The 21,146-nt window shown below is 42.3% G+C and carries 15 protein-coding genes; 1 reads left to right on the top strand and 14 read right to left on the bottom strand.

Going from position 1 to position 21,146, the window contains the following annotated elements; translation table 11 throughout:
• Positions 1 to 11: 11 nt before the first annotated feature.
• Together TOL2_RS17335 and TOL2_RS23805 are read right to left on the bottom strand one after the other, a co-directional pair.
• On the bottom strand, positions 12 to 824 hold the full coding sequence (locus TOL2_RS17335; RefSeq protein WP_014958592.1) for a phosphate ABC transporter substrate-binding protein: 813 nt from the start codon (positions 822 to 824) through the stop codon (positions 12 to 14).
• A gap of 208 nt (positions 825 to 1,032) precedes the next feature.
• Positions 1,033 to 3,036: a methyl-accepting chemotaxis protein gene (locus tag TOL2_RS23805; protein WP_014958591.1), complete on the bottom strand. Its 2,004-nt coding sequence runs from the start codon at positions 3,034 to 3,036 to the stop codon at positions 1,033 to 1,035.
• A gap of 314 nt (positions 3,037 to 3,350) precedes the next feature.
• On the opposite strand from TOL2_RS23805, the gene TOL2_RS23800 reads away from it, so the two are divergent.
• The gene (locus tag TOL2_RS23800; RefSeq protein WP_014958590.1) at positions 3,351 to 5,399 is read left to right on the top strand and encodes a chemotaxis protein CheA; all 2,049 of its coding nucleotides are present in this window, start codon (positions 3,351 to 3,353) and stop codon (positions 5,397 to 5,399) included.
• A gap of 4 nt (positions 5,400 to 5,403) precedes the next feature.
• On the opposite strand, the gene TOL2_RS17320 is transcribed toward TOL2_RS23800, so the two are convergent.
• From TOL2_RS17320 to TOL2_RS17265, 12 genes are all read right to left on the bottom strand, one after another.
• Complete coding sequence (locus TOL2_RS17320; protein ID WP_014958589.1) at positions 5,404 to 7,092, bottom strand: diguanylate cyclase; 1,689 nt, start codon at positions 7,090 to 7,092, stop codon at positions 5,404 to 5,406.
• 3 nt (positions 7,093 to 7,095) lie between these two features.
• Positions 7,096 to 7,689 (bottom strand): chemotaxis protein CheC, encoded by a 594-nt coding sequence (locus TOL2_RS17315; RefSeq protein ID WP_014958588.1) that lies wholly within the window; start codon positions 7,687 to 7,689, stop codon positions 7,096 to 7,098.
• Between the two features lie 19 nt (positions 7,690 to 7,708).
• Positions 7,709 to 8,068, bottom strand: a complete 360-nt coding sequence (locus TOL2_RS17310) for a response regulator (RefSeq protein WP_014958587.1) — start codon at positions 8,066 to 8,068, stop codon at positions 7,709 to 7,711.
• A gap of 250 nt (positions 8,069 to 8,318) precedes the next feature.
• On the bottom strand, positions 8,319 to 9,440 hold the full coding sequence (locus tag TOL2_RS17305; RefSeq protein ID WP_014958586.1) for an oxidoreductase: 1,122 nt from the start codon (positions 9,438 to 9,440) through the stop codon (positions 8,319 to 8,321).
• A 230-nt stretch (positions 9,441 to 9,670) separates the two neighbouring features.
• Positions 9,671 to 12,271 (bottom strand): GltB/FmdC/FwdC-like GXGXG domain-containing protein, encoded by a 2,601-nt coding sequence (locus tag TOL2_RS17300; protein WP_014958585.1) that lies wholly within the window; start codon positions 12,269 to 12,271, stop codon positions 9,671 to 9,673.
• Between the two features lie 63 nt (positions 12,272 to 12,334).
• Positions 12,335 to 13,903, bottom strand: coding sequence for a glutamate synthase-related protein (locus TOL2_RS17295; protein WP_051012443.1), 1,569 nt, complete (start codon positions 13,901 to 13,903; stop codon positions 12,335 to 12,337).
• A gap of 3 nt (positions 13,904 to 13,906) precedes the next feature.
• A complete protein-coding gene (locus tag TOL2_RS17290) occupies positions 13,907 to 15,325 on the bottom strand; it encodes a glutamate synthase-related protein (protein WP_014958583.1) in 1,419 nt (472 codons plus the stop codon).
• A 19-nt stretch (positions 15,326 to 15,344) separates the two neighbouring features.
• On the bottom strand, positions 15,345 to 16,253 hold the full coding sequence (locus tag TOL2_RS17285; RefSeq protein ID WP_014958582.1) for a methylenetetrahydrofolate reductase: 909 nt from the start codon (positions 16,251 to 16,253) through the stop codon (positions 15,345 to 15,347).
• The gene (locus TOL2_RS17280; RefSeq protein ID WP_014958581.1) at positions 16,250 to 16,918 is read right to left on the bottom strand and encodes a methylenetetrahydrofolate reductase C-terminal domain-containing protein; all 669 of its coding nucleotides are present in this window, start codon (positions 16,916 to 16,918) and stop codon (positions 16,250 to 16,252) included. Before TOL2_RS17280 ends, TOL2_RS17285 begins: the two co-directional genes overlap by 4 nt.
• 168 nt (positions 16,919 to 17,086) lie before the next feature.
• Positions 17,087 to 17,491, bottom strand: a complete 405-nt coding sequence (locus tag TOL2_RS17275) for a hydrogenase iron-sulfur subunit (protein ID WP_014958580.1) — start codon at positions 17,489 to 17,491, stop codon at positions 17,087 to 17,089.
• Positions 17,492 to 18,010: 519 nt separating this feature from the next.
• A complete protein-coding gene (locus TOL2_RS17270) occupies positions 18,011 to 18,739 on the bottom strand; it encodes a GAF and ANTAR domain-containing protein (protein ID WP_014958579.1) in 729 nt (242 codons plus the stop codon).
• 67 nt (positions 18,740 to 18,806) lie between these two features.
• A complete protein-coding gene (locus tag TOL2_RS17265; protein ID WP_014958578.1) occupies positions 18,807 to 21,137 on the bottom strand; it encodes an FAD-dependent oxidoreductase in 2,331 nt (776 codons plus the stop codon).
• Positions 21,138 to 21,146 lie beyond the last annotated feature (9 nt).

Raw genomic sequence — 21,146 nt, 5'->3', positions numbered from 1 at the left:
TCCGTTACACATTAGAACAGCGGGATGGACCCGGCTTGTTTTACAAGTTCCTGTCCCTTTTGTGACAGGATAAACGATAAAAACCCCATGGTATCACCTGTCGGCCATCCTTTTGTAAACATGAACAAGCCTCTGGCAATGGGAAATGATCCGTTCAAGGTGTTTTCTTCTGTTCCGGGTGTTCCGTTGACTTTTACAGATTTGATGTCGCCATTCAGATAGCCCAGGCCGACATACCCTATGGCACCCGGTGTGTTTGCAACCGCCTGGACAATACCGCCGTTTGAAGGCACGGTCAGTGCGCCGGGAATGACCCGTTCTTTTTTCATGACCAGATCTTTCCATACGCCAAATGTTCCGGACGAACTGTCCCGTGAAATCACGACGATTTTACCAGGTGTTCCGCCGACCTCACTCCAGTTTGTTATCTTTCCAAGATAAATATCCTTCAGCTGTTCCAGGCTAAGATCGTCAACCGTGTTTTTGTAATTTACAACCGGAACTATCGCGTCCAGTGCAACCCTGAAGGGCACTGGATAAACGCTCTTGTCGTGTGCCAGATCAACTTCTTTTTGCTTGATAAAACGCGAGGCGTTCCCAATGTCGGCCGTACCGTCAATGATCGCTTTTATTCCGTTCCCGGACCCTCCGCCGGAAAGCGAAATTTTTACGTCAGGATGTTCGGCCATATAAGCTTCAGCAGCTTTCTGAGCAATGGGCAAAACCGTTGTAGAGCCTTTTATCACCAATTCTCCTGCAAAAACACTTGATGATATCATCAGTAAAAAGAGCATAAAAATAAATACGGGTACATATTTGTTCATATTTTCTCCAAAACAATTTTAAAGATTGTATTATTACAATTGACCTCATGGTTAATTTAAAGAGGAGTCTACTAAGTTTATATTAGAATTTTATTAGAGTTGTGTTACGGCAACATTAAATGATTCCGGTGCGGAATGCTTTCAGAGTTTGCCCGGTATGTTGTATATGAAAGTATATTGCCAGGGCTTTTTTATTGTCGATGTATAATTAACAATCAGGACTTCCGGTCAATTCTGGAGCGGATTTAGTGCCATCGGCCATAATTGGAAACGCTGCAATATCCCAGGTTCTGTTTTTGCTGATTTTTTGATCTGTTTTAAGTGGGTTTCCCAGGGCTGTTATCGGCACTTCTTTTGTTGTTATCTTTTCCGGGTGTTTATCTTCTGTTAGTGTCATGTTTGCTGTATGGCCTTGGCAGTTGTGACGATTTGATGTGCCGGATGTTCCGATAACGGCAATTAGATTTTGTACCATTTGAATCATTTTCCGGGCTTCCTGCAACACACTTTTTGATGCAATAGCCGACTCTTTTGCATGGGCTGTATGCTGCTGAATTAATCTGTCCATTTTTATCACTGACGCATCTATCACACCTATGCCATCGGATTGTCTGCCGGACTCTTCCACAATCTCTTTAATGCAGGTTTTCATATTAACAGAGTTATCCAAAACCTCCAGAAAAGTATCTGAAACCTGCTGCATCATATCAATGCATTTTATGACATTATTCTCAGTGGTATGGATGAAATTTTCGCTAACCTTGGCTGCTTGTGCAGACCGTAAAGACAAATTCCTGAACTCTTCAGCCACAACGGCAAATCCGGCTCCTGACTCTCCTGCACGGGCGGCTTCGACAGAGGCGTTCAAGGATAATAAATTGGTCTGGAATGCAATGTCATCAATGGTTTTAATAATCCGGGCCGTTTCTTTGCTCGAATCCTCCAATTTTTCCATGGTGATTTTCAGCTCATTGAGCATACGGTTGGATTTATTTGAAACCAGCTGGTTCTGATCCACCAGGCGATTGGCCTGATCTGCATGGTCGGCATTGTCTTTTATCATGACGGATATCTGAGATAAAGACGCAGCCGTATCTTTCATGGACATGGCCTGTATACCTGCACCATTTGCCACTGAATTGCTGGCAGCCGTAACCTGGCGTGCAGCATCCGTGACATTTGCAGCACTTTTTTGAAGTGCGGATGCAACAAGTTCCACCGGAGTTATTATACTTCGGGTAAAATAAAGACCTGCCACAAGGGACATCAAAAGAAAAACGCCACCTATCAGGATGGTAAATCGCTGAAGCGAGTCTGCCACTTTCATAAAATCTTCAACTTTCTGAGTGACAACAATCGTCCATTCTTTTGCATCAACCGTTGAAAAACCTGCTATTTCATGCAGGCCGTCACAATTGTATGTGTCAAGGCCGGTTTTCATTGATAAAACAGTTTTGGCAAAAGATTCCATGCCCGGCTGCTTTTTTATGTTGGTTTTCATGACATGTTCAGGATCAGGATGGGCAATGGTACGACCATTTTGATCAACCATATAAGCGTATCCTGTCTGTCCTATCTGTGTTCCGGTTATAAGGTTTGAAACAGCATCCAGTTTCAGGGTCATTCCGACGGCACCTGCAAATTGTTCGCGTTTATCAAGTATGGGGGCACAAAAAACAATGACTGGCTTCTGGTTAAATTTGGACAATAAAACCTCGCTTGAACAAGGTTCTACGGATTTTTTGGTATTTATAAAAAAATGTTTTGCACTTATATCCTTGCCGAAAAAAGGAGTTTCCCCGGAACCAAGAGTCCCGGCAAAAATAATACCCTGGGCGTCAGCTATGAAAATACTCTCGTAGTTTGCACCCATTTTTTTAACGGTTCTGTGGATGGTCTTATTCAACCTCTTGGCAGTCAGATCATCAATGCCCTGTCCTCCGTAAAACCGGATATCCATACCCCCAAAAGACCGGAAATTTTCAGCAAGACCGCGGATAATTCGAATTTGTTCTTCCAGCACCAGATTTGTCGACTGTGCAAGACCGGCTGCAATTCTGACTGCTTGCACCTTGGCATCATCTGACACGGTCTGTTGTATTTTATGGCCTGAAAAGTAGCCGAGAACCAGCATTGGAAGAGTTACCATTAAAGCCGCCGCCATCATAAGCTTGAACCGGATGCTTTGTTTTTTTATGTTTAATTTTCTCAAAATCACCTCCATTACACCCATAATTTTATAAGTAAATCATGTGCATGATCGTCTTTATTTGGGCAACCCTAATCAATCGGTATTCAAAAATCAAGTTAGCTTTTGGTTAGCTGGAATGCAGGCCTTTTTTAAACCAAAACTCAATGACAAAAGGATGTTTTATGACCGATTTGGAGCAGCTGATATTTGAGATTAATGCAAAATTAATGATTATATTGCAGTTGCTTTTTACCTGAGCGTCTGATATTTTTTTATGCATTTTATCGAATTGTTAAGTGATGTTTTCAACATCTTCATTTATAAGGATTATTATTTTGCACTCAAGCTCTGAAATCAGAAGTAAACTTGAAGACCTCTCTATAGAATTTATCCTGGTTGATGTTGATAACCCTGAGTCATTTTCAAATAGTATCACCTTGTTAAAAGACATTAATGATATATCAAAAAAAAGCGGCATGCATGATATTACCTCATGTGTTAAACAGATCCGCAATCATATTGAACAAGTAACAACTTATAACAAAAATGAAAATCATGACACCTTAATTCATATTGAAGATATCATTTCAGAAATGAAATTGATCGTCGATCATTTAACCATGGGAAAACAAACTGATAATGAAATTTGCAAGGCATCAAACTCCAACCCGCCTGAAACTGCATCAAAATCTACGAATAAAAATACAAGTATACGCCATCCTGAAACACTTCCTTCTTATTTGAGCATGAAGGATTTTGCTGAATTTTTATCCTCTCAGCAGTCAGTTCTGGATAAATTTGAAACTCTTGTTCTTGAATTTGAAAAAGGTGACCTAGTACATTCTCCAAAAGAGATGAAACGTATTATCCATACAATAAAAGGAGAAAGTGGTTTTCTGGCGCTAAAAGAAGTTGAAAAAATCTGTCACCGGACTGAGGATTTGTTTTCACAAGACGTGACTGTAAAATTTGCTGAAATTCTTTTTAGCGTAAAAGACTGGTTATCTGATACATTTTCAGTGTATTCAGGAGCAGATGCTTCTCCAAAAGATTCCGAACAAATTCTTAAATTACTTAAAGAGTATGAAAACAAATCAGGTATGGAGCAAAAAAATCAAAATGATTTTGCTTCTCATCACAAAATGCCTTCTGATACTCAACCCGTAAAAGCAGAAAATGCCAAAAGCAATACGTCTGTAAAAAAATCCATAAGGGTTGATTCAGACAGATTGGATCATTTGATTGATACAATAGGTGAACTTTCCACTGCAGAAGCTATGGTAATCCGAAATAGCGACAACAAAGACAAAAAATCTTCCGAATACAGAAATTCACTGCGAGCTCTCAGTGAGATAACAAAAGAACTTCAACGAATTGGACTGTCACTAAGGATGGTTCCTTTAAAATCTTTGTTCAACAGAATGAAAAGAGTTGCAAGAGATTTGTCAAACAAAAACAACAAGCAATTTGATTTTGTCACAAAAGGAGAAGAAACCGAGCTGGATAAAAACCTGGTTGACGGACTGAGTGATCCGCTTATTCATATTATTCGGAACAGTTTTGATCATGGCATTGAACAAAATATTCAAGATAGACTTGAAGCCGGCAAGCCTGAAATTGCCACGGTGACTCTTGAAGGATATCACAAAGGCGGCAGTCTATATATTGAAATTACAGATGACGGGAAAGGAATTGATACCAAAAAACTTATTGAAAAAGCTATTTCAACAAGAATAATTGATGATGCATCCCAGCTTGATCAAAATTCCATTTATAATCTTATTTTCCACCCGGGGCTGAGTACTGCAGATCAAGTCACTGATATTTCAGGTCGAGGAATTGGTATGGATGTGGTAAAAACAACAATCAACCAATACAATGGTAAAATCCATATTGAGTCCACACAGAAAATCGGAACAAAGATTCAGATAAAACTTCCCTTAACCCTTGCGATTATGGATGGTATGATTGTTGGTGTTGGTGATCATAGATATGTAATCCCAACCCTTTGTGTTTTAACTTCTATAGAACTCAAACCTGATATGATTTCAAGCGTCTTTCAAAAAGGTGAATTTATTAAAGTACACGGCAAGATTATCCCTTTGTTCAGGCTTCATAAATTTTTCAATCTTTCCAATGATATCTCAAATGGTGCCTCAAACAATAATACGGGTATTGTTGTCGTAGTGGAAGACTCCGGTTTCAAAGCCGCCCTTCTGATAGACAAGCTTCTTGCCAAGCAAAATGTTGTTAGAAAAAATTTGGGCACTTTAATGGAAAATATTCCCGGCATTTGCGGCGGTACAATTATGCCTGATGGAAAAGTCTGCCTGATTCTTGATATAGCAAGGATAATATCAATCGCAAATGGAATATCCACTTAAAATATCATAAAAATAAAACCCTGTTTCGCCCCATGTTCTTGGCTTTATAAAGAGCTGCATCAGCTTGTTTTATGAGCATATCAGACTGTTTTGAATTGCTGTCCTTTGATTTTTTCAGGAAAGTCACTCCCGCACTCAATGTTATTTGAAAAGAAATGTGATCATATTTAAACACATAATCAGCCACATCGTTTCTTATTCTTTCACAGACGATTTCAGCTCCGTCTCTGTCCGTATCCGGCAAAATCAGGCTAAATTCTTCTCCCCCATACCGGCAGGGAATATCATATTCGCGAACTGCATTTTTAATAATATCAGCAATTTTTTTTAAAACCGCATCACCAACCACATGACCATATGAATCGTTGACCATTTTAAAGTGATCAAGATCAATCATGCAGAGTGCTAATTTTTTTTGATATCTTTGTGCGCCGGAAATTTCACGAATCAGGGCTTCAGTAAAATATCGCCTGTTATAGATGCCTGTCAGTTCGTCTTTTGCAGACAAATCTCCCATTACCACCATTGCTCTTTCCTTATCCTGATTCAGATAATGCTTTTCAAGAACAAATTCAATGGATTCCAACAAGGATTCTTTGTCCAGTTTTGTTTTAGACAAATAATCACCTGCTCCATGCCGAAGTATTCTTGAAGCGATACTCTCACTTCCTTGGCCTGTAAGAATAATCACAGGAAGATTTAATTTTTTCAGGCGTAAAAAATCCAATAATTCAAAAGCATCTCCATCAGGCAATAAATAATCAAGGACAATCAGATCAAAGTCTTTTTTTAGCAGCAATGATTTGGCATTGCTCAAAGAATCGGTATTCTTTATATATTTGTATTTTGTATCCTTTAGCAAGGCGCGGATATTTTCAAAATAAGCATGATCATCTTCCACATGCAAAATTTTTTCTTTCTGATGAATGTCTACAATGTCAGCTCCGGCACTGTAAGTTTTTTTGACAATACGTTTGACCCTTTGTATCTTTTTGATGATATTTGCGATCCTGTTGCCTGAATCACTTATCTTTGAAATATATTCGGTTAGTTTTTCAGGATCATTTCGATCCAGCTTCAGTAATTCAATATTTCCGAGAAGAATCATCAATGGTTGATTTAATTCGTGAGCTGTTGCACCTGCCATTTGCAATAGAACTTTAAGTCTTTCTTCTTCAATAGCGGTTTTTTGCTGTTTAACAATTTCTTCATTCGCTATCCTGAGTTCTTGCTCCACCTTTTTTCGTTGTTCAATTTCCTGCCGGGCTTTTTTTTGCATTTCCCGGTAATCAATGATTCTGTAGGACAGTTCAGTAAAATCTTTTATGGCAAAAAGAGCGTAATACTGATTGTCTCCCTCTGCGGGAACATTTGAAACAGTTGTTTGCAATATCCTGAATTGACCATTTGAAAGTTTTGACGGAAAAAGATGCCCGTGAAGCTGGGATGAAAATATTGCAGGAGGCCCCCCTGAGAGGATAGGATCTATTCTGCAGGTATATTTTTTTTCATTAAAATGAGGGTATATTGTTCCCAGTTTTTTGTTTAAAACGTCAGCTTTTTTTTTTTTTGTCCAGGATTCAATGCAATTGTTCCAAAAAACGATATTATATGCTTTATCAACCACACAAATAGCTATGGGAACATTATCAAGTAAACGGAATTGTTCAAGGGAATATATTATTTTATTCATTTTCTATAATTCTTCGATCATTTCAATCAGTCTATCCAAGGCAGAAACTTCAAAAAACAACATAATATCTCCATCAATATTCAGTTCTTTGATAATGAATTTTGTTTTTGCAAGTAAAACTTTCATATCAAAGTCAACAGCTTTTTCAGAAAAAATATTTTCAGCAAAATCTTCTATATACTCTGGTACGGAATACTTAAAATAGGATGAAAAAATATTGGAGATTGATCCCATTACCCCATTTAAAACAACATTACCGATTTCACATAGGGTTCCTGATCGAATTGAATCAAAATCCATTCCTATTGGATTTTCACCAACCAGGCTATTTACTAATATCATGGCGGTTTCACTGGGAAATATCAATTCAGCACTTCCTGAAAAAGGACCATCAAATTTTAGGATAACAGTTGACAGTTTTCCTTTGCTAAAGGCTTTTACTTCATTATTTAATTCTGAAATGTTAAGAATTTTTAATAAAGGAACTTGAAGAATAATATGAGAGTTCAACATTGTGTTCAGAATTGAAGCGCTTTTGCCAACACCAATATTTATGAGCTCCCTTAACGCTTCTATTTGCTTTTCTGTTGTTTTCATATATTTCTCTTAGATTTATCTATATTTGCAGAGCTTTTTCCAATACTTGCAAAACCTCTTCCACCATTGGCGGTTTGTTGAGGAAATCAAAAGCTCCTAATTTTAAACATTTACTTTTAGCAGTATTCTGAATATCGGCACTGCATACAATAACTGGTATTTTAATGTTTTTTTCTTTTAATATCTCTAAAACTTCATACCCGTCCATCTCAGGCATTAAAAGATCAAGGAAAATACAATCCGGACATTCGTCTTGAATTTTCTTAATTCCATCCATGCCATTTTCCGCCTCGACAATTTCATGTCCGGAAGAACTAATCATTCCTGAAAGACCTCTTCGAGTCAACCAGGAATCATCTATCAATAGAATTTTAGCCATAACTCCATTTCCCATTTTTTTAGGATGTTACATTATTCAAACTCCAACAAATAATTTTAATCACAACTTAAAGTATTAATGGAATCCTTTCAATAAGTTTTTCAGGCTCGATAGCTTTTTATCAAATATTCATTACAATGCTTCACACACACTTTAGTTGCTAATCCACAACGATAAGCCTGCCAATACTAAATAATAATAGCAGATCAATTATTAAAAATTTTACTGAAATTTTTTTTTAACCCCGGCGTTAAAAAGGCAAATTTTTATTGACCTTGCAGGCCATGGGCACACTTTTGCCTATGGTAGCAAAGCATTTTAAGCATTCATCACACAAAATAATATCAGCATCCTTTTTATCCAGCATTTTTTTTGCTGTTTTTGGGTCACAGATCATTTGCCGCCCAATTGCAACCATATCTATATTTTGATTTTTCACTGCATTGGCTGCTGCCTGGCCGATACCCAATTTACCAACACCAATAACCGGAAGTTTGATTTCTTTTTTAAATACAGTGGTAAAAGAAAGGTTTGCTCCGGAAGGCTGATCCTTAGGTAATGCTGAAGACCCCACGAGGACTCTTTTATTATCAATCTCTTCCCAACCACCTTGGGTGATCAATGAAACATCAAAAACATCCACACCTTCTCTTGCAAGCAATTTAGCTATAACAAGAGCATCTTCAAAGGTTTGCCCTCCCTCAATTTTTTCCTCAGCATTTATACGAAAAAAGATGGGATACTCCGGTTCCAGATTTTTACGGACGCTTCTTACGATTTCCAAAGCCAAAGTAGCTCGGCCTTTGGCATCCCCGCCATAGCGGTCATTTCTTTTATTCGTTAATGGAGATAAAAACTGACTCAGCAAATATAGATGGGCACCATGAATTTCAACACCATCAAACCCGGCTTTTGCTGCTCGAACAGCAGCTTTGGAAAAATCATCTATCAATTGTGCAATATCCTGAGCATCCATAACAATTGCCTCAACATCCGTTCGAAAGGCTATTCCGGAAGGTGAAAGTCTTTGTTTTTCATTTTCACGCGGTGAACACTTTGGGCCTGCATGATTTAATTGTACAACAGCCAAAGCTCCCTGAGCTTTTATGGCTTTTGCAAGTGTGGCCATACCAAAAATTTGAGAATCATTCCAAAGTCCAAGACTGCAGGGGACGATACACCCATTGGATTGCACAGCAGTTGCTTCAACAATGGTAAGCCCTACCTGCCTGGATCTTTCAGTATAAAAATGAAGGATATCTTCTGTGACTAAACCTTCGGCAGACCCGTAGCCAGTTGTGATAGGAGGAAGAACCAGTCTGTTTCTAATATGCACATTTTTTATTTTGAGCGGCTGATCAAGTCTTGTCATTTGTTTTTTTCTCCATTTTTATCCAATTTTTAAGGCCTGCAAGCTATTTTTATATCATAAATGATTCATAGATTCGATAATTCAAAATTTTTGTACGGCAGAATAGCCTGATTGATATCCCCGGGATAAGCCGATAATAGAAAAACCGGCTCAATATAAAAATGAGCCGGTCTGTCTAATTCGGGGAAATAAAAATAAAAGGGAAATTATTTTTTTTGTATTTTAAATGCCTATGAGTGAATCGGCATGACTTTGCGATATACTTTATTAAAAGGCAGTTGCTTTCCATTAATCGTTAAAAGATCCTCTTCAATGGTGATACCAAATAAAATTTCATTTTCTTCAAGATAGGGACGGATCAACTTCCAGTCCGCATCTGTCAACTCTGCAAATACACCGCCGTTTAAATGTTCATCCACCACTTTTTTGTCCGGGTCTCTCAGGTAAATGGCCCCGCCTGAGGCAAGGGAGAACAGGTTGGAGCCAGGGTAGGGCATGGGAAGATCAATCACCTTGCCGTTATCATCAAAGTTAATCCCGTTGACAATGACAAAACCGCCGCCGTTCAATGGATCACCCGCCATAAAAGATTCTGCCAGGTAATCAAGGCAAGTTCCATTGATCACCACGCGGGGGCCGCCTGTGGCATTGATCAGAGGACGTCCTGCAGCATTTCCCAGGATGTAGACTTCGCCGCCTTTGGCACCATACATGAAGGTTTGCCCCACATCTCCGTGTACAACAAATTTGCCTCTTTTCATGATCTGGCCCAGCTGATCCTGGGCATTTCCGTGAACATGGATCTGCATGCCGTCAATCCCAGAGGCCATATAATCCCCGGAGCTGTCGTACACATCAAATCGAACTTCATCAGAATTCGGCCCAAATCCGCAGCCGGTAAATCTCTGGCCTTTGTAGCCATAGCACAGATACTGTTTCCATCCCAACCGGTAGGCCTTGTTGATCAATCTTGAATCACAGTTTTTACCTTCCGGTTCAAATTCTTTTGCATTCACCACAAGGATTTTTTCATCCCCCAGGGGGGATCGCAAGTCCTTCCGGGTCGCCCGGTCAATATAAACATACCTGCTGTTTTGATGATCGCCTATTTTGGGAGAGGATTTGAAAATAGCGGTAAGGCTTTCCCGGATGATCTGGAGAACAGAGCTTCGTTCTTTATTGCCTGTTGGAAAAATCCTGTCATTCAAATGGGTTAACAGATTAATAGCCAGGGCTTTTTTATCATCGTCCGTGCCGGCCAGAGCTTCTATTTTATGACACAAATTCAGGATTTGTTGAAAATGCAGTTCAGTAAATTCAGATATGCAGTATTGTTTGAGTCCCTGTAAATCATTTTCGTGAAAAAATCCTTCAATTTTTGCTGTCCGGGCATTTTTTTCAACCACAGTGGAGATATTCACAGATACGTCAAAATGCATCTGACCCTCAGGTGTTTGAACGATCTCACCAAATTTATTCTGGGTGACCAGTTTTTTTGAGCCGTCGCCTTTTCCCGAATCCTTGATGGTAAAGGTAAAGGCACCGCCATCTGTTGAGCTGCCGCCCCTGGCATTCCAGTATTTGTCGGCAATGGGGCAAAATCGGCTGTCTTCGGCTGCAATGCTTTGCAAGGTGGCATCAATGGCCTGTTTTTCAGAGCAGACAAGACCGATCTGGACATCGTCGCGTTCCTGGAGGGCAAAGACCTGGGGCCTGAGCATGGCCGTATCCGTGATACCGATCAATTGCATCAGATCCTTGTACGGGTCATTTCTGGCAATGATGAAAAACCAGGGACCGTCAGGGGAGCCGGTCATGTGCTGGGACTGGATATAACGGTAAACCTTCTGCTTTTCAGGAGAGAGGCAGTCAAAATCATACTCCGTGGTCGGTGCCAATGCCTCGATGATATATTCCAGTGGATACTCAAACACCCGGTTGTACAAATCCAGCAGCAGCACAGCAGTCTCCGTGTCTGTCAGGAACTGGGGATAGATATTGTACTGGTTCAAGTACTCGCTGACAGCATGATAATTGGCAAAATCACCATTGTGTACCAGGGCTTCATGCATGCCGGAAAACGGATGTGCCCCGCCCGGATGCCACAAGCGCCCCCGTGTGGGATACCGCTGGTGGGCAATCCAGCCATGGGCCCTGAAATTGTCCAGGCAATAATATTGAGTGGCCTGTTCGGCATAACCCACTACTTTGAGGATCATCACGTTCCTGGCATGGGACAGGACAAAAGCCTGTTTTTCCCCAAGTGAGGCATAATAAACCTGGTTCAGCCGGTTGGAGTTCTGGAAGACAAATTCGTCTTCCGCCTTTCTTTTGTCCATGTCATAAAAATGATTGGCCTGGATAAATTTTTCAAGCACGGCAGGCCTGACCCTTACAAAATAGCGCCATACATCCGGCGGCTTGACCTCCAGACCGATACTGGTGTAATCATCAATCGTCGGTATTTTTTCAGATGAGTAGACGTCAAAAAAGGGCGTGATATTGGTGGCCTCCACCTGGGCAATGGCTGTATCATCCAGGTATGCCACCTGCAAAAGGTAATGGTCTTCCAGCACATCCTGCGGAACCCCAAGATCGCCGGCACTCAATCCCACCGCAGCAATGCCGCCGCCCTTGCCGTTACCCCGGTTATGCATTTGAACCGAGGGTTCGTAAATATGTTTTCCTGCAACGGGAATGGAGGCCATAAATCCTGTCACGCCGCAGCCGCCCTCTTCATCGCATTTGTTCACAGGTGTCTTAATGTGGGGAAGTCTGCCCCTTGAAGCCAGTATATTGTTTATGATTTTATTCTTGTTGATGTTTGTCATTATCAAAATTCCTTATTGTTAACCGTTAATTGCTAACCGTTAACAGCTAACCGTTAACCAAAATTATAAAACCATTTTGTAACCGGGTGCAGGCTGGTATTTTTTTCTTTCCTGTTCATCCAGATAATCCAGGTGTACCAGAAGATCTGACCGGCCCCGCAGTTCCCTGATGCTTTTCAAGCCAAAAGACCTTAAAATATCGCACCACTGTTTGCGCCAGGCCATGTACATGTTGACCAGCCTCTGTTCCACATAATCTTCATCAATCATGTATCCCAGTTCCGGGTCTGTGGTTGCGATCCCACGGGCACATCCCCGGCCGCTTTCACAATTTCCACACCTGACACACTCAACCGCCACAAGATCAGCTGTTCCAATAACACACCCGTCAGCACCCAGGGCAATGGCTTTTGCCACATCAAGCCCGTTCCGTATGCCGCCGCTGGCGATCAGGGTGATTTTGTCCCTGGCACCTTCAGCCTCAAGAAAACGGTGAACCTTTGGAATGGCATATTCAATGGGCATGGCAATGTTCTTTTTGGCAATGTCAGGAGCCGCACCAGTGCCGCCGTAACTGCCGTCAATATGAATGATATGGGCACCGGCATAATAGGCCCCTATGGCCACCATGTCCACATCCGTGGGGGTGGACACCTTTATGGAACACAGCACATTGTGGTTGATCTCTTTCATCCAGTCCACATGCTTTTTATGATCTTCAACAGAATATACGGAATGAAACGGAAACGGTGAAAAAAGAGAGCTGCCCACAACGGTTTCTCTCATTTCAGCAACGGCCTGGGTGACTTTTTCTCCCAAAAGATGACCGCCAAGACCTGGTTTTGCTCCCTGGGCATACTTGAATTCCATAATAGGGCAATTTTGTATGGTTTCTTCTCTGACCCCGAAAAGGCCGGTGGCAACCTGGGTGATCACATGTTCTTTGTAGGGAAGAAATTGGGGCGGATATCCCCCTTCACCGGTACAGGTAAGGGAATTGAGCTTTTTGGCAGCCCTTGCCCGTCCGACAATCACGGACAAAGCTGTGGAGCCATAAGACATGCCGCCGCCGTAACAGGGCATGGAAATGGTTTTCAGGGGTCGGCCGTCTCCTGTTTTATTCAGGTCAATACTGGTGTCTATTTCCTCATCACTGATTTCAATGGCAAAATCCGGGTCAGGTTTAATAAACCGCATCTTGTCAAATCCGCCGCCGGAATTGCCCAGATTATATTCCAGATCCACATGAGGAGGTTTGCCGGTTTCCGCCATGGCAAAATGGCCCAGCAGCATGTCGGGAGTCCATCGGTAATCGCCCATGGTGTCCAGAAGAGGATTTTTTTTCATGACCAGTGCGTCTTCCGGGCAGTGTTCAATGCAGTAGTGGTCTGTGTTTTTGCAGTCAAATCCGATGCACTTGTGTTCAACCGGCCTGAAAGGAGAAGCATGATTGTCCGGCATGATATGAACGCCAAAAAGACAGATTTGCGCACATTTTCCACAGGAGACACAGTTTGAATTTCGTTTGATGATATATTTTCCAATGGTATTGCGAAACCGTGAAGGAGTCTCCCTGGTTTCGGGCAATGGATTTCTTGGTTGTTGTTTTAATTGATGTTTTAATTGGCTCATAACTTATCCCACGTCTATAGATACTTTGCGTTCACCAAAAATCGGCGCAAAACTTTCTTGTTCAAGATCTTCAAACCACATGGAACGGCCGACTTCACCTCGAAGTCTTCTGGCTTCCCTTAATCCCATGGCACCCATCATTTCAAGCATCTGGTTTCGCCAGGCCCCCATGAGATTTACGATCCTATTGCTGCCGTATGCCGGATCAATGGTTTCCATTTCAACAGGACAGGGCAACTCCTTTTTGCAACGGCCGCACAGCCGGCATTCCATGGCAATGAGCAGGGGAAGATCAATAACAACCCCGTCTGCCCCGCAGATGATGGTCTTGTTCACATGTTCGGCCATTCCTATCCCGCCCGAGGCAAGGATGTTGATCTGCTGCCGTGTAGCGGCATCAATCAATGCCAGGTGAATATCTCTTAACATATCCTTGATAAATCGCGGATTTTCTGACTTAAATTCCCTGCCGTTTGCATCGGCATAAACATGGAGGGTGTCGATGTCTGTTTTAGAAAGGTCGGCACAAATTTGGGCATAATCAGAATCAGCCCTCAAGGGCAGGCCTATACTGATACAAAGGGTTTCATTTGTAGACTTTAAAGCAGAGATTGTTTTTTCAATACCCGGTTCGTATTCAATTTCAACCATGTCGGCAAGTGCCATAAGTTTTGAATAATCTTGAAAATTTTTCTTTGTGACCACAGGAATAATGGTGGATACAAACGACATGAGATCTTCACTCACATCTGCTGCCGGAACAAACATTTTTGTTCCAATAGTCTGGGCTGCTTTGAGCATGGAAACACATACATCCTTGCTTAATACGCCAAAATCAGGCTGCTGGAACACGATGGGCAGCGGGATCTCAAGGATAGGCTTTACATCGACTGCAAGAGACCCATCCGTATTAAAGCCAAGCCTTTCCGGCCGTCTTGAAAGCTCTATGCAGGTATTGATATATTCACGGCCATGGATGCCGTCCCGTGTGGGCCGCACAATCTCGGACATGTCCGTCCACATGGAGTCAAAGCCCTTTCCCACAAAAGGTCCCCTGTATCCGGCACCCGATACGGGAATGCTGCCGGTATGGGCCTGATACCAGGTGCGGTGAAGAATATCGGGTGTCCAATACTCATCGCCGATCTCCCGGTATTCAGGATTGACCACACGGGAAAAAATTCCCTTGGTGCATTCCTGGATGCACCTGAAACATGAATTGCAGGTGTACAGATATTCAGGCTCCTCCATTTTGCTCATATGAAGGTAATTTTCCTTGAAAATGTCATACACACATTTTTTTTTCACACACTCTTTGCAGCTTCCGGCACACTCTTCCCTGAATTCTATGGTGGCATATTTACCCACGGGATAAAATCTGGGCAATGCAGGCGTTGTATGGATATTATATTTTTGAGGCATATGCTGACATCCTTTTGTTTTAGTTCAAACCGGCCTGTTCCACAATCCTGGCAACAGCGTCTTCCCATTCAATGGCCATAATATGAACCCCGTGTACCCCGGTAAGTTCCTTGAGAGCTTGAATGGTTTCAAGGCAGATTTTAATGCCTTCGTCTGCCTGGCACTTTTTTTCAACACCGTCCATTCGTTTGATGATCTCTTCAGGTACATCCATACCGGCAACTTTTTTGTTCATATACCGGGCCATGCCAGCGGATCTTAACGGAGTGACGCCACCGAGGATATACCCCTTTTGTGTCAGGCCTTCCTCATTGGCCAGCCTGATCCATTCCTTGAACCGGCCCATATTATAGATGCACTGGGTCTGAACAAAATCCGCCCCGGCATCAAACTTTTTGCCCAGCCGTATTACACGGTATTCAAAGGGGTCGGCAAAAGGATTGGCTGCAGCGCCGATAAACATCTGAGGAGCCACATCCAGATCAAACCCGCTCATGTCCTTGCCTGTATCCCGCATGTTGCGAACGGTTCGGATGAGATTGACAGAGTCGATGTCAAACACATTTCTGGCCTCCGGCTGGCTGCCGAATTTCTGGTGATCTCCAGACAAACATAAAATATTTTTGATACCAAGAGAATAGGCTCCCATGATATCCGATTGAATGGCAATTCTGTTGCGGTCCCTGACCACCATCTGCATCACCGGTTCCAGGCCTGCGGCAACCAGGTGGGCGGAAGCCGCAATACTTGACATCCTGACAATGGCAGTTTGGTTGTCTGTGACGTTTACCGCATCCACAAAGCCCTTGAGCAGCTTGATTTTTTTATCAATAACCTCTTTGTTAGCCCCTCTTGGAGGGCCGCATTCGCCTGTTATTGCAAATTCACCCCTGGAAAGTTTTTCATGAAGCTGGCTGTAAATTTTCATATGATATGATCCTCCCTGATCAATTTTCTGGGTCCGCCGGAAAGACTGGTATTCCAGCTTTTTGGAGGGATATAGTTTTTCAGATTGGAAAGTTGCCCCAAAGTTGTCAGCCGTTCAATAATCAGGTGCCAGGCACATGGAGTATTTGGATCGACTTCACAAACACCGTTTTGGGAGCCGCCGCAGGGTCCGTTGAGTAATTTTTTAGCGCATCTGGTGACCGGACAAACACCTCCGAAGAGAGCAAGGCCGCAGTTCCCGCAACCGGAGCATTCTTCGGTAAAAATACCCGGGCTTTCCTGGATACCGATAAAGGTGGTATTTACACCCGGCAACACCACTGCTTTTGCAAACCGCTTTGCCAGGGCCTGAACACCTGCACCACAGGCAAGGGAAAGGACGGCATCATTTTTGCCAACCCCGGATGATGCACATTGTATAAACTCATTTTCACACTGGCGCTCAATGGTCAGTTCTTCTATTTCAATGGATTTGGCCATTTTCTTGAACGCAAGCCTTAGAGCGGATGCAAGAACAGCCACTTCGTCTTCACCACCTGCAAAGCATGTTTTTACACAGGTGCCGCAACCAAGGATTAAAATTTTTTTATAGGGTTCTGTAAGTTGAACAATCTCATTAATGGGTTTTTGACTACCGGTTATCATTTTATACTCCACTTTTTTTGGGGGACAGGTTTGGCACATAACATCCATGCGGATGGTATTTTTTTTTATATGAAAGTCTTCAAAAATCCAAACAGTTACTTTCAATGTTGCTTGTGGCAGGTCAATCTGCCATTGCCGTTATTAGAACAGCATCTATGGGATGATGAATTAATTTGGATAATTTAAAGCGGGATTCGGGCCGATCGTGTCAAGCTCCAATACCGTTTTTCGGATAATATCTTTAATTGAATCGCTGTCGCTTGAGGTTGTGTTGAATATGTTCAATCGTCTTCCATCCATTCCAATATCATCTAAAATGGCTTTTACATACTCAACCCGTTTTTTTGCCCGTATGCTGCCCTGGGCATACCGGCAGCCTTTTTCAGGGCAAACCAGTACCAGAACGGCATCCGCTCCTGCTTCAAATGCCTTTAAAAGATGGATATCCTTTGTCATTGAGGAGCAGGCCATTTTAACGGTTTTAATTTCACAACCGTCCAACAGTGAAGCGGTTTCTTCAAAAGAGTGTAAACAGTGAAACAGCGTAATTTTTGGTGTGCTATGAATTTTCATTTTTTCTTCCCAAAATCAAAATAAAAAAAGGCATTTGCCCAGGTTATAATTTGGGAAAACGCCTTTGTTTTCTTTTAACTTCGCTAATACGCCTTTGTATTTAGCCAGATTAGTTAGCTTAAATGCTATTGTTTAAAATGTCAAGGGTTTGAAAAAAAATAAAATTTGTATGGGATGTCCAAATGCACACTGACTGGCAGAATCATTCCTGAAGTATATCACTCACAGCACAATTGTTCTGCGTTTTTTGATTGAATTGCAACTTTTTTCTATTATTACGAATTGTTTTTTGCTATTTGATTGTATATCGTCTTTATTCAAGCAATTAAAAAAAACGAAACTCAAAAAAATTGCCAACAGGGATCTGCTGCTACCATATGGGGATACCCTATTTTGCATATGTGGGAATTGCCTAATTGATTGTTACGGTTTTTGAAGAACTGTTTATCCGGGGGCATATATTGTGAGTGGCGTTTCAATGGGATATCAACAGGCAAAATAAACATTTTTTGAAAACAGTTAAGAGGACGACTCATTATTAAAAATCTCATTGGAGAGAATCACAGCTTCGGCCACTTCACGGATGGATTTTCTTGAATCCATGCTTCGCTTTCTTATCCACCCATAGGCTTCATCCCCGGTCATCTTTCGATTATGCATGAGAACCTCCTTGGCTTGTTCAATTTTTTTGCGGGCTTCCAGTTCCTCCTGGATAACACGGGTTTTTACCATCAGTTCCGTATTGACAATGGCAACAGCCGATTGATTGGCAACCACACTTAAAAGATTTATTTCCGTTTCGGAAAATTCATGGGGAGTTGCTGTAAAACAGTTTAAGACCCCAATGACTTTTTCATCTTTTGTTATCAAAGGGATACCAACCATTGAGACAAGGCCCAGTTTTTTAGCCATCTCTTTTTCTTTGAACCGGTCGCTTTCCAACACATCATTCAAAACCAATGGTTTTTTGTGTGTCGCCACATACCCCACAACACCTTCATCCAGGTTCAAAGCCCTATCCTTGATATACTCCGGTGAAATGGACTGGGTGGCCTTGAGGCGAATTTTCGGTGGTTTTTCATCTTCGTTGACAATCCATAAAGAACAGATCTCAACTCCGGTAACCTTTGCGGTTACCATAACAATCAGTTTTAAAAGGTCTTCGATAAACAGATCCGATGTAATGGCACGACTGATATCGGTCAAAGCCTTTATGTAGTCGTCATATGTCTGTTCCGGTTTTTCCATAATATCCTCTATGATAATCAAAAATCACAATTCATTTTCAATCGGAAAAATAATTCATTTTGTTTTTTTACAGGGCAGAATTGGGGATTAAATCCCATATCCCGCACGGACAGGCTCCTTTGCAGAAACCGCAGCCAATACAAAGATTTGCATCCACTGTATATTCAAATGCACCGTTGTCTGTTTCAATTCTTTTAATGGCAGCTTCAGGACAGATTGCCACGCAGATTCCGCAATCCCTGCAATTTCCGCAGGAGGCACAATCCGTACCGCAATCACTCAAATTGTCGGCAATAGTTCTGGGGTTATAATATTCAAGACTGATCCGTTGCTTGTCCACCCGGGGCAAACGATCTCCATGATTCGGACTTTTTCCGCTGATGATCCGGTCGATGTTACGGGCAACTCTTTTTCCTGCCCCAATGGCATCCGTTATCAAACCGGGCCCTACAATATCTCCAATGGCAAATATTCTGGGGTCGGAGGTCTGGTTGAATTCATCAACTGTAACAAATCCGTTTTCAATTTTAATGGTATCATCAAGAAAATCAAGATCCGGAACATCCCCGATGGAGATTACCACAGTATCTGCCTTTAAAAACTCACCATCCTGGATGAACAGGCCTTTTGACGTAATTTTTTGAGTAAAGCAGGGCCACTTGAAAACAGCACCTATTGCCTTTGCATCCTCTTTTTCCTTGCCAAACGCAGCAGGCTTTTGAACGTCAATCAAGGTGATTTCTTCGGCCCCCAGGCGATGGGCTTCGGTTGCCACATCACACCCCACATTTCCGGCACCAATGATGACCACTTTTTTTCCGGGTGCAGCCTTGTCTTGTTTGGCACTTGCAAGAAAATCATTGGCAAACACGGCTTGTTCAATGCCTTTAATCGGCAGAGATCTTGGTTTTTTAGCGCCCGTAGCGACAATGGTGAAGTCATAGTCATATTTGATTTTTGAAAATTTTTTGCTGTCTATGGTCTGGTTTAATTTTATGTCGGGAACCATTTTTTTAACCCTGGCAAGTTCTGTTGCAAGGGTCTCTTGGGGGAGTCTTGAACCGGGAATAATAGAAGAAATTTTCCCGCCAATGGTATCGCTTGTATCAAATAATGTTGCTGTATGCCCCTTTAAAGTTAGTTGCCATGCAGCTGAAATGCCGCCCGGGCCTGCACCGATAACGGCAATCTTTTTTTTGCTTTTTTTAGCGGGTGTCGGCAATTTGACGTTTTCCCCGGCCTTTCCCAAAAGCCGTACATCAATTGGAGACAAATAATTCTGATGCCTTGTGCAGGAGGCCATACATGGGCTGGGGCAAAGATATCCGCAGACGGTTGACGGGAACGGAGTGTATTCAAGACCCATGCTGACGGCCTCGTCAATATTGTCCAGCCGGACCATATTCCATCTTTGCTGAACCGGAATACCTGTGGGGCAGGCAGCCTGACATGGCGCCATATATTTTCCCTGTTCCCATACCGGAATGTATCGTCTTAAATCCCCCCGGGTAATTAAGGGAATGGTTCCTTTTTCAGTTTCCTGAAGATCGCCGATAAGGCCGCCTTTGCCCAGTTCCTTGTCCCACACCTGTTCCCTGAACCATGACATGGATGGCTTTTCAGGTACCTGAGCTTTTTCCCTGGCGGATTTTGCTTCAATAAGCTGCCATTGGGAACGTTCTGAATATGATTTTAACAGATCGCTTTTATTGATTTTTTTCAAGAAAGCATCCAGGTTGATCACCAGCCATTGCCACTGTTCATCCGACAAGGTGGATAGTTTGGCATCTTTTTGTGAAAAGCCATTTACACTGCCCCGGACAAAAACTTTGCCCCCAACCATACCCACAAGGGGCCTGTACCCTAAAATTTGATCCTGTGGATCTGCATTGTAACCGCAGATAACGGCAATACCACCTGCCATGAATTCACCAAAATAATCGCCTGCCGAACCCAGTACCCAGAGTTCGGGCGGTTCAAATCTCGGGTTTCTTTTGGTCATGGTCATGCCACGGGCACCAATGGAACCGCCGATATAGACTTTGCCCTGGGCAGCTCCGTTCATCACGCCATTGGAAGCATGTCCGTGGACAATGATTTCAGCACCTGCATTGAGCCAGCCAACATCGTCAGAAGCCGGTCCCATGACTTCAATCCGGGTGTTTGCATTGCCCATAGATCCTGTTCTCTGGCCGGACTGACCCGTAATACGAATGTGGATATTATCGCTTCCCCCATCCCAGAGCCTTCCGCCGATACCATGTTGGCCGTATCCTTCAACTTCAATATTTCTGCGGCCGTTTTTAATATGCTGATGAATGATCTCTTCCAAAACCCTGGAAGGAATTCTTTTTTCATCTTTTTTGCCGGATAATTTAATAAATGCATCTTTTTTCATAAATCACAC

This window comes from Desulfobacula toluolica Tol2, assembly GCF_000307105.1.
Lineage (GTDB): Bacteria > Desulfobacterota > Desulfobacteria > Desulfobacterales > Desulfobacteraceae > Desulfobacula > Desulfobacula toluolica.
This window is presented reverse-complemented; position numbering and strand designations above follow the sequence as displayed.

Bases quoted from the DNA above. Each gene is read 5' to 3' on its own strand.
- TOL2_RS17335 (WP_014958592.1), bottom strand. From the start codon at position 824: ATGAACAAATATGTACCCGTATTTATTTTTATGCTCTTTTTACTGATG.
- TOL2_RS17320 (WP_014958589.1), bottom strand. From the start codon at position 7,092: ATGAATAAAATAATATATTCCCTTGAACAATTCCGTTTACTTGATAAT.
- TOL2_RS17315 (WP_014958588.1), bottom strand. From the start codon at position 7,689: ATGAAAACAACAGAAAAGCAAATAGAAGCGTTAAGGGAGCTCATAAAT.
- TOL2_RS17310 (WP_014958587.1), bottom strand. From the start codon at position 8,068: ATGGCTAAAATTCTATTGATAGATGATTCCTGGTTGACTCGAAGAGGT.
- TOL2_RS17305 (WP_014958586.1), bottom strand. From the start codon at position 9,440: ATGACAAGACTTGATCAGCCGCTCAAAATAAAAAATGTGCATATTAGA.
- TOL2_RS17300 (WP_014958585.1), bottom strand. From the start codon at position 12,271: ATGACAAACATCAACAAGAATAAAATCATAAACAATATACTGGCTTCA.
- TOL2_RS17295 (WP_051012443.1), bottom strand. From the start codon at position 13,903: ATGAGCCAATTAAAACATCAATTAAAACAACAACCAAGAAATCCATTG.
- TOL2_RS17290 (WP_014958583.1), bottom strand. From the start codon at position 15,325: ATGCCTCAAAAATATAATATCCATACAACGCCTGCATTGCCCAGATTT.
- TOL2_RS17285 (WP_014958582.1), bottom strand. From the start codon at position 16,253: ATGAAAATTTACAGCCAGCTTCATGAAAAACTTTCCAGGGGTGAATTT.
- TOL2_RS17280 (WP_014958581.1), bottom strand. From the start codon at position 16,918: ATGATAACCGGTAGTCAAAAACCCATTAATGAGATTGTTCAACTTACA.
- TOL2_RS17275 (WP_014958580.1), bottom strand. From the start codon at position 17,491: ATGAAAATTCATAGCACACCAAAAATTACGCTGTTTCACTGTTTACAC.
- TOL2_RS17270 (WP_014958579.1), bottom strand. From the start codon at position 18,739: ATGGAAAAACCGGAACAGACATATGACGACTACATAAAGGCTTTGACC.
- TOL2_RS17265 (WP_014958578.1), bottom strand. From the start codon at position 21,137: ATGAAAAAAGATGCATTTATTAAATTATCCGGCAAAAAAGATGAAAAA.